9 protein-coding genes are annotated in these 13,500 nt (G+C 50.3%); 6 read left to right on the top strand and 3 right to left on the bottom strand.

Going from position 1 to position 13,500, the window contains the following annotated elements; genetic code table 11:
- Positions 1–21: 21 nt before the first annotated feature.
- Entirely contained in the window at positions 22–1,329 is a 1,308-nt protein-coding gene (locus OEY58_12780; GenBank protein ID MDH5326328.1) for a VWA-like domain-containing protein, read from the bottom strand.
- Positions 1,330–1,358: 29 nt separating this feature from the next.
- Entirely contained in the window at positions 1,359–2,399 is a 1,041-nt protein-coding gene (locus tag OEY58_12775) for an AAA family ATPase (GenBank protein ID MDH5326327.1), read from the bottom strand.
- Positions 2,400–2,570: 171 nt separating this feature from the next.
- Between OEY58_12775 and OEY58_12770 the strand changes: the two genes are divergently transcribed.
- The 6 genes from OEY58_12770 (at position 2,571) to OEY58_12745 (ending at position 12,899) form a co-directional block, all read left to right on the top strand.
- Positions 2,571–4,586: a VWA domain-containing protein gene (locus OEY58_12770; GenBank protein ID MDH5326326.1), complete on the top strand. Its 2,016-nt coding sequence runs from the start codon at positions 2,571–2,573 to the stop codon at positions 4,584–4,586.
- A gap of 9 nt (positions 4,587–4,595) precedes the next feature.
- Positions 4,596–5,528, top strand: coding sequence for a hypothetical protein (locus OEY58_12765; protein MDH5326325.1), 933 nt, complete (start codon positions 4,596–4,598; stop codon positions 5,526–5,528).
- A 574-nt stretch (positions 5,529–6,102) separates the two neighbouring features.
- Positions 6,103–7,563 (top strand): DUF3375 domain-containing protein, encoded by a 1,461-nt coding sequence (locus OEY58_12760; GenBank protein ID MDH5326324.1) that lies wholly within the window; start codon positions 6,103–6,105, stop codon positions 7,561–7,563.
- The gene (locus OEY58_12755; GenBank protein ID MDH5326323.1) at positions 7,560–8,276 is read left to right on the top strand and encodes a DUF4194 domain-containing protein; all 717 of its coding nucleotides are present in this window, start codon (positions 7,560–7,562) and stop codon (positions 8,274–8,276) included. The genes OEY58_12760 and OEY58_12755 overlap by 4 nt, the downstream gene beginning before the upstream one ends.
- Positions 8,266–11,712: an AAA family ATPase gene (locus OEY58_12750; protein MDH5326322.1), complete on the top strand. Its 3,447-nt coding sequence runs from the start codon at positions 8,266–8,268 to the stop codon at positions 11,710–11,712. The genes OEY58_12755 and OEY58_12750 overlap by 11 nt, the downstream gene beginning before the upstream one ends.
- On the top strand, positions 11,709–12,899 hold the full coding sequence (locus OEY58_12745) for a DUF2220 family protein (GenBank protein MDH5326321.1): 1,191 nt from the start codon (positions 11,709–11,711) through the stop codon (positions 12,897–12,899). Before OEY58_12750 ends, OEY58_12745 begins: the two co-directional genes overlap by 4 nt.
- A gap of 99 nt (positions 12,900–12,998) precedes the next feature.
- Here OEY58_12745 and OEY58_12740 read toward each other — a convergent pair whose 3' ends face one another.
- The gene (locus OEY58_12740) at positions 12,999–13,211 is read right to left on the bottom strand and encodes a hypothetical protein (protein ID MDH5326320.1); all 213 of its coding nucleotides are present in this window, start codon (positions 13,209–13,211) and stop codon (positions 12,999–13,001) included.
- Positions 13,212–13,500 lie beyond the last annotated feature (289 nt).

The following is a 13,500-nucleotide window of genomic DNA, read 5'->3' as shown; positions in this document are numbered from 1 at the left end:
TCCTTAAACAGTTTTATACAGTTAGTTAAGTTGAATCCGTCGGCCCCAGGGTACTTTGCCCCGGCCTTTCACCAACCACAACACCGGTATGCGGGGTTCTTGTTGCGGAAACTCCGCGTTGGCATCGGTGAAGTACAAAACCAGGTCCGGGTCTTGCTCCTGCTGCTGTAGCCATTGAAACAAAGGTTTGAATGCTGTGCCACCACCGCCTTCGAAGCGCCGGGGCAATTGAAACGGTTCCCAGGGTTCGTACACCCAGGGGCCATCCGGCGCCAGCTGAGCATCGCAGGCATGCAGGGTAATTCTGGCTCGAATTTGGCTTTTGATAGCATCCACTTCGGTTAAAAATTCCTGCATCTCCACATCACCGATAGAACCGCTGGTATCCAAAACCACCAACACATTGATTTGGGAACTGCGCAAACTGGGGTACAAAGCCGGATCACCGCGCCGGGTACTGGGACGGGAATAGCTGTAATCGTCCCTGGCGACGGAGGTGACGTAGTGCGCCAGCAAATTACGCCAGGGTAATTGGGGCTCCAACAGGTGATCCACCAGACGCGCCATGGCCCCGCCCAGTTTTCCCGCTTGCATGGCTTGCTGCGCTGCACCGGCAAGGCGTTGTTGCCATTGCACTTTGAGATTTTCCCGCTCGGTGTGATTTAAAGGTCGCGGTTTAGCAGCACCAGCGGCTTTCGCGTTGGTCTCACCGGAGCCCGGGTTTTGTTGCTTTGAATTCCCTTTGAGGCCTTGCTCTTTGGCTTGCGTTTCTTTGGCGTTGACGTCATTACCTCGGTCCTTGCCTTGCGATCCTGGCGTCTCCTTGCCCTGCGTTTTGCCTTGAGCCATGTGCCCACTGTTTTGCTGCGAACCCTGCCCGGATTCGTCGTACACATGTTGATCCAGCGGTTGTTCGTGGCAGTTATCTTCAATGGAAGGGTAGATTTCCTCGGCAGTCATATTGGCAAAACCGTCATCCGCCAAAATACCGGGAGGAGGTGTCAAACCGTCCGCCAGCAACAAGGGGTTAACCGCATAGTCACAAGCCACATCCCAGCGGTGCTTTTCCCGATGTTGGCGCCGGGCAAAGTGACTCAACGCGCAATGTAAAGCCTCGTGGGCCAATACAAATTGAGTTTGTTCCAGGCTCAGTTGTTCGATGTAGTGAGCATTAAAATAAATTTTGCGGGCATCCGTGGCGGTGGTGTTACACCAGGAAGGGTCAGCCTGCTCCAACGGCAACCGCAACACCAAAGCGCCCAAAAAAGGTTTATCAATGATTAAACGGGTTCGGGCGGCACTGAGTTTGGTGTGAATGGCATCGCTCATGGGCTTCTCGTTTGGGCTTTTTGTATGGCTTAGTACACCATTAACTCCGCCACCGAATCCGCCCACTGGGAAAATTGCGGCAAGCTGAAAATTTCCTGCCCCACCGCCCGATGCATATCCGACACCAGCATCACTCCCATTTCCCGTTGGGGAAACTTCCGGGCATAATCCAGAATATGACCCCACACCACTTGCTTGTTGTCTTGTTTGCGGGATCGAATCGCCAACCCAACCAGAGCCGTGGCCACAGCGTATTGCAAATCGATTTCGACGGGAACCGCAATATTTTCGCCGCGAATGACCGCTTCCAAATCAGGCAGTTGATCCAGATTTTTTACAAAAGCGTGTAATTCAATGCCTGCAGCCTGGCCGACACAGGCCTGTAAAGCGCCCAGCAACAAATTAGGGATGCGGGAGAATTTCTGCAAAGCCCGGTGCGCAAACTCCCAGGACCGGGGCGAAGGAAACGCCACGGGATTATGCGCAGGATCAAAATCAAACAATAGCTCGGGACGAAAACGCAAAAAGGCAATAATGCGCTCATCAATGTGATGTTCAAACGCCCAGGCCACCCAATCATCCAAATGGGTTTCCACTTCAAAATGTGAAAACCGATTGGCCAGCGGTGCCGGCATGCTATACGTCACGCCCCGGTCGCCCTGGCGATTTCCTGCGGCAATGATAACCCAGCCTTGCGGTACTTCGTAGTTCCCCAGGCACCGATCCAGGATCAGCTGATAAGCTGCTGCAGAAACACTGGGAGGAGCCGAGGTAATTTCATCCAAAAACAAAAATCCGGATTCGCCGTGACGGCTCACCTCCGGTAGCATGGCCGGCACCGCCCACTCCACCCGGTCCTCCACTTTGAACGGAATGCCACGCAAATCACTGGGTTCCATTTGTGACAGACGGATATCTATGACCGGTACGTCAAACCTTTGAGCCACCTGCATCACCATTTGTGACTTGCCGACACCAGGAGGCCCCCACAACATCACCGGGGTATGGTGTCCGGCATCGGTGGCATTAAACTCCTGTTCCAAAACTGACTGTAAGTATGCAGGACGCATAGACTTTCCCGATGTTTTCGTTAAACCTTCAGTGTAAAGCTTCCAAAGACCAACGCGTATATCTCATTAGAGCTAAACCCTTACGGCCATTTGGCGACCGTTGGCGCTAAATAATCGATCTGCCATGCCGATGATGTATCTGATAACGGACTCGAGTGAATGGACTCTGTAATGAATAAATTATCGGCAATTTTCCAACAATGCTTTGGGGTTAATCGCACCACTCCATTGGGTTTGTCATTGCTATTGCTGGCGTTGATCTGTATGCCGGTTCACGCGGAGAAAAACCCGATTCTAGATGTGGTTTTGGTAATGGACAGTTCTGGCAGCATGAAAAAAACCGATCCGCGAGAGTTACGCAAATCCGCCGCCAAATTATTCATTTCTTTGCTGAGCGAAGATGATCGTGTCAGTGTGGTCAGTTTTTCCGACCAAGGATATCCAGTGGCCTATTTGACGCCCCCAAAAGCGGACAGGAAACGCCAATCCCTGTTTGCCGCTGTGGACAAAATCTCCAATCGAGGCGTATATACCAATTTATCCGGAGCCATAGACGGCGCCCTGCGAGTGCTAAATCGAAATCCCATGCCCAATCGAAAAAAAATTATTGTACTCATGTCAGACGGAAAAATGGACCTCGGATCCGCACAAGCATCCGCAAAGCAAACTCAACGATTGCAACAAGAAATCATACCCATGCTGAAACAGCAAGGCGTGGAATTGCACACCATTGCTTTTACACCCGAATCGGACCAAGCCACCTTGGAACAAATAGCTCTAAGTACCGGCGGAAAATTTAATATTGCAGCCAATGATAAGCAACTGCACGATGTCTATGCCGTGATTTTTGAACAAAACAAACAACCCAATATGCTGCCATTCAGCGGTGAAAACTTTACGATCGACAAAGCCATAACGGAAGTGACTGTCGTGGGATCCAAAGACTCAGAGAAAACCGTACTGTCTTTGGCGTCACCGGACGGTAAGCGATTCAACGCGAAGAACCCTCCAAAAAATGTTAAGTGGTTCGTTGCAGAAACTTTCGATTTAATTACCATCCGAAAACCTCAAGCCGGTACCTGGAAACTGGGCTCCAGCACCGGTAAAAATAAGGCTTACGTGATCACCGATCTAAAAATGCAATTAAACGCCGAACCATCCGCAGTCGCGATTGGTGAGGGACTGTTAATAAAGGCTTGGTTAGAAGACAACGACAAAATTATTACTAAGAAAAACATTTTGGATAATGTATCCATACAACTGAAAGTACTGACCCCCGAAGGTCGCACCCATGAGTTAGAGATGGAACCCAACCCGGCTGTAACGCAAACCGACGGAGTATATATCAATCATATTGCCTTGCCCTCAGCCGGAATTTACAAGTTGGACGCAGTGGCAAATGCCAAAACCTTTTCGCGAGAACGAACCTCGCAGGTTAGCGTCTACGACCCCAGCCTTAAGAATGAAAAACCCATACAAACGACAGAACAAACAACCGACTCTGCATCGCAAAGCCCTGCACAGCCGGCAAGTCCGTCCAGTGGCGATAGCCAAAAGACACTGAACCACTCGACGAATGCACCCCAGTCAAGCCAAAGCTCCATAGAACCTGTTGCTCCGCCGCAACCACAACAACCTGTGGAATCTATACAATCAGGACCGGTTCCTACCCCTGCCCCGGCCACTCCGCAAAACCAAGACACCGGCGTGCAATTACCGGCTATTCCAGCCACCGGTGCCGCATCTGCGTCAAGCGCACCGCCACCGGTAGATTCTCAGGACATAACGAAAAAACCGGAAAACCAAGTAACACAAGATGACAGCCATACGACCATGCAAAACCATCAACGCAACGGCGATAGCGCCAAAGACACTCCAGCAAAGAACAAAACCAATGAGCAGGGTCAAAAGGACACAAAGCCTGGTAAGAAACCGGAAAAAGACAATCGTCAAACGGAGAAAAACAAACCCAACAAAGACATAGCAGAATCTGATGAACACGATGCCGGTGAAGGAGAACACGGCCCCAGCATATTGACTGCAATCCTGATTTTCCTTGGCATCAATATTACATTGCTATCCATTGGCGGCGGTGTTTTTTATATGATGCGTAAAAAGAAGATGAAAGCCGCGCATGGTAAAGGTGAAACGGATGCACCTGCAGAGGCCCGGAAAAAAGCCGCCTAGAGAAATCCGATGACACAATCTGCGATACTGAGCGTATTGACCTTTGCCGAAATAGCATTGATTGCGATCGCGTTCGCCGTGGTGGTGGTACGTAGAAATAGAAACCTTTTGTTGCAATTGGAAAAACTGAAAATCAAAATTAAGTCAATCACGGAAGACAAAAATCAGTTTAAGCAATACCTCGAACAAGTCATATCGGAAACTCAGGACAAAATGCAACAATGTCCCCAACAACAATCCGATCTGCTGGAAAAACGTATGATGTTTCTCAAGTCGGAAATCAGTGCGTTGGAAGAACCTCAAACAAACGACAGCTATTGGCAACACATCTGCGACCGAATTTCCACATTCATAAGCCACCATCCGGTGACAGAACCCACACCAACTGAGCAATCAACACCGCCTCGGGAGGAAGAATCCAGTGGATATATACCCACATTAGACCGCGTTCGTACAGTGCCTGAAGTCAGCATAGACACAACGAATGACGATATTCAGCGACTGCGCACCATTATCAGCCGGCAGTTTGAATCCATTGATTCCTTAAAAGAGTCTTTATCCCAATCGGAAAACTCCGATGCCGTGGCGGAACTGAATCGCAAGCTCCAAGAAATGCAGGGATCGCAAAACCAATTGCTGTTGTGTATACAGACGCTGGAACAGGATAACGATCGCTTGCACGCCATGCTGCACAATCGCGATGACCTGCCCGCAGACTCCGATGTAGACTTATTAACCATTGCCAAAACCAAAGAGAAACTGGTCGAAGCGAACCGCAAATTAACCAACATGGAACACGAAAACAAGCGACACATGCAAACCATTCGTGAGCTGCAACGGGAACTCAACCAATTTCGTCCTACCAAGACGGCCAAGCAACCACCCAGCCTGGATGAATTATTGAGTGACGATTTAAATCTTGCCGATAAATCCAAGAAATAAACCGTAACAACAACCCCACCTTTCGCACATTGTAATACGCTACGCCATTCGTCTACACAACGAATTGCCCTGCAAAGAGTTACGATGGAGAAACGTAGCAGCCTGCGAAATCCGGGAATCACTCACCAAATTCCCCGGACTCACAATAAACCCCTGCCCCCATCCCCGGTCCAACCAACCCTTCTTAACAAATTTATGAAACGAAGAATACGGCCAGTCTTCGACGCGATTTACCCATCGACGATTGACGGTTTCGCAGATTCACCGTGAAAAAATATGTTCCACCGGCTACTCGGTTTCGACGGTACCCCGGAGTCCGCAAGCTGTATCCGGGCTACCTTGCTTACGGAACCAATTGCCCCGTAACCACAGGGAATTGCGTTTTTTGCGTATTCCACCGAGCCGACGTAAAGCATCAAGCACCCAGCATCGACCACAACCCCCGCCTTTCCGAAAGTCATAATACGCCACCATCCTAAGATAACATACTAATTTTTCAATAAGTTAGACTGGTTCGACCTGGTAGTCGTTTTCAATTATAGTGACGGTATTTAGACCTATAGATAAGCAAACCATGAGTGTTCTTGAACGATACGCCCGTTACCGCCGCCGCTTACAGGATAACGCGGCCTGGCGACTACTGCGGGCCAATAACGCGCCGTTGATCCTGGCGTTCATTTCCCAACTATTTGAAGAAAACAACGATGTGGTTTTCAGCCGTGCCAAAGCGGCGCTGGAATTGGATTTAAGCCAATGGCGGGAAGAAGACTGGTTTGAAAGCGAAAAATCCGCAGCTGCCTATCTGCGTGAATGGATACAGTCAGGCTGGTTGAGAGAATCGGATGACCACCTCAGCAAAACCGATGCCTGCGAAACGGCATTGCGCTTCTGCGAGTCTCTGGACAAAAGAGACAACAAAGCCACCGCATCCCATTTGCGCATTGTTCAGAATGCGGTACGAGATTTGGCTGCCGCACTAAGCCCCAATTCCGCTGAACGTATAACCCTGTTGGAGTCGCGCAAAGCCGAACTACAACGTGAAATAGACGACCTCAATGCGGGTATTATCAAAAAACTGAGCGATGCGGAACAGCGGGAACGTATACGTGAAGTCTACCAATTGGCTTCCGTTTTAACCGGTGATTTCCGCCGCGTGGAGGACGAAATCCGACAACTGGACCAGGATTTACGCGTTTCCATGATTGAGAGTGACAGCAACCGCGGTGAAGTGCTGCAAAATCTATTGGAAAAGGAAGAACTGCTCTCCAACTCGGATGCCGGTCGTGCTTTTGAAGGCTTCTTCCAACTGTTATGCGATCAGAACCGCAATATGGAGTTTAGAGAACAACTACGTTCCTTACTCAGCCGTGCCGCGGCTCAATATCTGCGGCCTGATGAAAACCGTTTTCTGGGTCAACTGGTACGCGAGTTGACTCGGGAAAGCGAACGGGTTTTTAAAGTACGCCGAAGAACCGAGGAAAGTCTGCGAGCCTACGTGGAGAGCGGCGCCCATTTGGAAAACCGCAAAGTGGAACAGTTACTGGGGAAACTGGAACGCATTGCCGTGCGTTTTAAAGACCAGGAGTTTAGTTTGAATCAATGTCTTCCCCTGGAATTACTCAGTGGTAAAACCAGCGTCCGCTCGCCCCAAAGCATGCGCCTCTGCAGTCCCGATGAACAATTGGATACCAGCGAAGTACAAGCAAAAGAAAACAGTGGCACTCCCAGCCAAGCCATGCTGGAACAACTGCATGCCGTTAAAATCGTTGAAGTAGCAACACGTATGCGCAGTTTGTTGCAACAACAGGGCCCCCTCAGCATAGGTGGGCTTATCAAACTACAACCCGTCACCTCGGGCCTGGAAGAACTGGTGGCATTCCTGCGTGTAGCCAAAGCGGTAGGGGCCGCGGAGATGGACAATAGAGAAACGGTGGAAATTGAAGATCGTAAGGGTGAAAAGATCCTTGCCAAAATTCCCGGATACCTGATGAGCGCCCAGCAATTTCCACAGAAGTTGGAGGAATTGGTATTATGATTCACAGCGATTCAACCATTGCAGATTCAGAAATGGCAGACTCAGCAGTGGCGCATGATGTTGAGACTTTGCCCGAAAATAGCAGCGACGACACCTACTCAGGTGATACAACGGTTTTCAAACCCTTATCCGTGGAAGCCCGCCGAGCCTTGGTGGGGCTGCTGCGTCACGGCGTTATTCTCGCAAGCAGTAAGCAACAACTATTTAAAGCCTTGCAAAAGGAACTGCCTGCCATTCAAGCCCACTTGGATAATATGTTTCTAACGGTACTGGTAGATGAGCGTGCAGAAGTGGCGGTACTGTTACAACAGGAAACCGAAGACAATGAAGAGGAAAGCGTTTCGCTCATTTCCCGCCGCACCCTGACACTATACGACACTTTGCTGTTACTGGTGCTACGTAAGCATTTTCAGGAACGCGAAACGGCGGGCGAGCAACGAATCTTTATTGACATCGACCGAATCGAAGCCCGACTGACGCCGTTTCTGCCCTTAACCAACAGCAGCAAGAGCGACCGACGTAAACTAAACAGCTCTTTAAAAAACATGAAGGAAAAACGCTTGATTCAATACGTCTCCGGCGATAACGAACGCTTTGAGATCACTCCGGTAATCCGCTATGTAGTCAATGCCGAATTCCTGGAACAACTGTTTAATGAATACACTCAATTAGCTGACAATACCGCAGGAGTAAGTGAGGCTAATGATGTTTGATCAAGAGCAAACCGACTTCCCCGGTCTTTTTGCGGCTGGCCAAATCCGCCTGGAGGAATTGTCCGTTTATAACTGGGGTTCTTTCCACGGCTTACATACGGCACACATTGATCCCCACGGCACTCTGGTGACGGGCGATAACGGCGCAGGTAAATCCACTTTAATTGATGGACTGATGGCATTGCTCTTACCTGCAGGCGGTGCGAATTTTAATATTGCCGCCGCTCAAGGTGACCGTACGGACCGCAGCCTGATCTCATATATTCGCGGCAGCTTTGGCAGTACCCACGATGGCAGTCAAACCCAAACTCAAAACAAACGCGCCGGAGCCACGGTCAGCGGACTCAGGGCATTTTATCGCAGCGAAGACGGTTCGCAGATCAGTATCGCCGCCTTGTTCTGGATGACCCAATCCAGCAACGCACTGGCCGATTTGAAACGAATCTACGTTGTCGCCAAAAGAAATTTACAACTGGAAGAAATGCTGCAGGCTTTCGGTGAAGGAAACGCTCGCACATTAAAACAATTCCTGCGCGATGACAAACTCATCATGTCCTGCGATGATAACTTTGCTGCGTATCAGGAAGTCTACCGTAAATTGCTGCACATGGAGAACAGCAACGCACCTGCCCTGTTATCCCGTGCACTGGGTTTGAAAAAAATCGACGACCTGACCAAACTCATTCGAGAACTGGTACTGGAACCCAGCCTGGTGCGCGACCATGCCCGCAAGGCGGTATTGGAGTTTGACGACCTCGATGGCGTTCACAACCGTTTATTGGATGCCCGCGCCCAACGCGACACATTGGCAGCCCTACCGGATGTGGCTGAGGAATTAGAACAAGCCAAAAAAGACATCGCCGCATTCAGCGCCGAACTGGAAGGCTTGCCGGTGTATTTTGCTGAACAAATGCATCGACTCTGGAGTGAACGTTTACAGCAACTTAAACTCACCCTTCAGGATGCGGAACAACGCTTACAACAGATCGAGGCGCGCGAAATTGCTGCAAGGGAACGTACCGAACGTCTCCATGGAGAATACCTGAATCTGGGCGGAAACCGCATTGAGGAGCTGAAAAAGGACATTGAACGCACTCGGGAAAAACTGGAATCAACAACCCGACAGGCATCCCAATACCAGGAAATTACTCGAGCCCTGGAATTGGACCCCACACTCAACGAGTCCACTTTCCAAGCCAATCTGGACAAGCAACAAACGGCTTTGGAAACGACGGAACAGGAAAAAACAGCGGCGGAAGACGCTTTTGCCCAAACCGCTGTCGGGTTATCCCAGGCACAGCAAACCAAAAAAGACCTGGATGAGGAAATCGAAGCTATCGCATCGCGGCCCAATTCCAATATCGACATTGCGCACCAACGTCTGCGTGATGAAATGTGTCAGTCACTTCAACTCGCCCCGGATGATGTACCATTTCTCGGCGAGCTGATGGACGTCAACCCGGAACAGCGCCACTGGCAGGGCGCTATCGAACGGGCCTTGGGAGGCTTGCGCACCACCATGGCGGTTCCCGAAGCCCGCTTGTCACTGATCACTCGGTGGCTGAACCAACGCCACACGGGGTTGCATGTGCGTGTGCAAGCCGTAACAACATCGACGCAAACCCACAAAGGCACGGCAACGTTTAAAAGTGACGGTTTTTTAAGAAAACTGCAATGGCGAGAACATCCTTACCGGGAATGGCTCAAACAACACTTACAGCGTTTTGATTTACATTGCGTGGATTCCACTGAAGCGCTGGACCGCACACCGTTTTCCCTGACCGAGCAGGGTTTAATTCACTTTGACAAAGGCCGCTTTGAGAAAAAAGACCGACAGCGCATAGACGACAAACGTCAGTGGCAGTTGGGTTTTTCCAACAAACTGCGGCTGGCCACCCTGCGCAGCGAAGCAGAACAACTGCAAACTGAGATCCGGGAGCTGACACGTCAAACCCAAATCCGGCGTAAAGCGATGGACCAAATGGTGGCAAAAGCGCAGTTTTGGAAACAACTCGGAGAGTTTCAGTGGCAGGACATCAATGCCCCTCATTGGCAAAGCATCCTGCAAAACCAACGCTTGGATTTACAGGCTCTGGAAAGCTCCGGCAGTGATCTGGAACAAGCAAAACAACGTTGGGAAGACGCAAAGCAAAAGTTGGCCGAAATTGGAGTGGAAAAAGTCACCCAGAATAAAGTTATTGGCGGACACGAAAAAGAAATCGAAACGGCGCAAAACGCTTTGGAACTGACCTGGAACATCGCGGAAACCGGGTTGGAAGATTGGGTCAGGGAGCTACTGACCAAGCGCATTGGTACCATTACACCCGACAAGCTAGATACGGCTCAGCAACTTGAAAACCACTGCCGAGAGAGTATTAGCAAGCAAAATCACTCAGCGGAAACACGAAAAAGCAACGCCGGTAACCGTGCCGTGGCTATCATGTCCAGCTTCTATGCCAAGGAAACCTGGCAAACCATTGCCTCCGACTGGGGCCGCAGCCTGGACAGTATGGACGAGTATCTGCAACATCTGCACAAACTGGAAGCCGAAGGCCTGCCCGCCTTAGTCGACAAATTCAAAGAACGTTTAAATAAACACACCACCTATTCCCTGGCCGGTATTAAATCGCGGATTGACGCGGAAAAAGAGGAAATCAGTGAACGCATCGACGTCATTAACCGGGTTTTGTGTCGAACCGAGTTTCGCGTCGGTTCGCATTTACGTTTAGGCATTAAACCGGAACAATTTCAACACGTGCAGGAATTCAACCGCATGTTAGTACGCGTTTTGTCCGAAGCGGGAAGCGACGACCATGAGTTACGCTTTCGTCACTTGCAGGAAGTCATCACCCTACTGGATAAAGCCAGTAATAGCACCACGGCACACAACAAAGAAAGTCTGCGACTGCTGGACCCGCGCTATCAACTCACTTTCTTCGCCGAAGAAGTGGAAGCGCAAACAGGAAAAATTCGCGATGTATTAATGTCATCCAGCGGTAAATCCGGTGGCGAAAAAGAATCCTTTGCCGGAACCATTGTGGCAGCCAGTCTGGCCTATGTGTTAACCCCGGACGGTCACGACAAACCGGTTTACTGCACGGTGTTTCTGGATGAAGCTTTCTCCAACACGGCAGAAGCGGTAAGCCGACGGGTATTAAGGGTGTTCAAAGAATTGCACATTCACATTAATCTGATCACCCCATATAAAAACCTCAACCTGGCGCGGGAATCGGCCCGTTCCCTGTTAATTGCAGAGCGTGATGTGGAAACCCACGAAAGCCGTCTGTGTGAAGTGACTTGGGAAGAACTGGACAAGATGCAGGCCAATGCAGAACTCACCGCAACTGTTGCTACTGACTTGGGCATTGAGCTGGGCTCTCACCAGAATTCTCATTCGAATTCCCAGCCGAATCAGCTGAGTCCTGAACCCGCGTGAACGACGGCCACAACACAAAAGACTGGGGCTTGTTACCCGAGTCCGTTCGAAACATTCTGCGCCAAAAAGAGTGGGATAATCCCCGTAATTTACGCGATCGGCTCACCGGTAAACGCGGCTTTCCGCTCAGTGTTTCATTAAAAGCACCCACCGGTGCCCAAGCACTGCAGGCGGTGAGTCATTTTCACGACTACATCAAACAATGGCAACAAGCGACTTCTCTCCAAGTAAGCTGGGAGCAAAAACAATACCGGGAACTGGGCCAACACGACATTCCCGTTAAGCTTCATCTGGAAAACCTGGACGCCTTGATTCGCTTCCTGGGACCGCAAGCCGTGAAACGAAACCATCGCTGGCAGGAAATCATGGCACCCGTCCTGGCGTTTAATGACGAGTTACACCCGGTGCTGGTGCAACACTTACTATCGCTGGAAAAAATGGACAGGGGAGATATTGAATTAGTCCCCCAACTGCTACCCCAATTGCACCAAGGTATGGGTCAAGCAGGATATCTTCGTGCGCTGCCCTTAGTCGGTGTCGACACCAAGTTTCTGGAAAAGCATTACACTCTGATCTCGGACTTAATGGATTGCCACACACAAGGTGACATCAGCCAAAGCGGCGGACTATCCGCATGGCTCAATTGCTCCGAACCACCCAATGCCTGGCTAAGCATTCGACCGCTCTGCCAAAAAACGCAAAACCAAATGGGCGGCTTCAACATCCTGCAACTCTCCTCGCAAACGCTGATACAATCCCCTTTACCGGCAAGTAAACTCATCATTGTGGAAAACCTGCAATCGGGCTACGCTCTGCCGCCACTGGATGACACCATTGCCATCTTCGGTGGTGGCGCTAACGTAAGCTGGCTACAAGCCCCCTGGTTTAAATCCAAGAATACGGTTTATTGGGGTGATATCGATACCTGGGGTTTTAAAATTCTCAGCGACGCCCGCCAACATATGCCCGACCTGAACAGCATTATGATGGACAAAGAAACCTATCGGCAATTCCGCCACCGTGCCGTCACAGAAAACTCCCCCTGTGAAAAACTACCCACACGCTTACGCGCCGAGGAAATTGAACTGTATGACACCTTGCTAAATACCCCAGATGCACGCCTGGAACAAGAACGCCTATCCGCCGACTATATTCGGGAACAGCTCAGACGATGGTTAGAAAAATAGATTGACTAGCCAATACCGCGACTATTCAGACAATTTCCGCAAGATCGGCCACTAAACACTAAACTCATCAATACGAACCAACCAAACTTGCTCTTTATATTACTCCGAAGCGTAGCGCGGATGCAGCTTGAATCCGGGAAACAGCAACACCGTAGGGCGGAATAGCGTTTTTTTGCGTATTCCGCCAGGCAGTTTGGGCTTACCCCATACGACAAGAAAACCGTACAAGCCTCCATACGGTGAAGTCATAGTGCTAATGTGGCAGCGTAAAATCTCCTTGGCGGAATACGCAAGCCGAAATTCAGGACGCACAAGTGTCGCGAAAGGCAGGAGCCGGGAGAGACTATTCCGCCCTACCCGCTACAAGAAAGGTTGTGGCAGGAATAGCAAAAGTGCTTTGAACAGCTATGGCCCGTGTGGGCAATAAAAGCTTGCCCACCCTACAGGAATTCCCCTTGCGTTACTCCGAAGCGTAGCTTGAATCCGGGAAACAGCAACACCGTAGGGCGGAATAGCGTTTTTTTGCGTATTCCGCCAGGCAGTTTGGGCTTACCCCATACGACAAGAAAACCGTACAAGCCTCCATACGGTGAAGTCATAG

The sequence above is a fragment of the Gammaproteobacteria bacterium genome (assembly GCA_029882975.1).
GTDB lineage: Bacteria > Pseudomonadota > Gammaproteobacteria > SZUA-152 > SZUA-152 > JAJDNG01.
The sequence above is the reverse complement of the archived record's forward strand: the minus strand, read 5'-3'. Positions and strand labels throughout refer to the sequence as shown.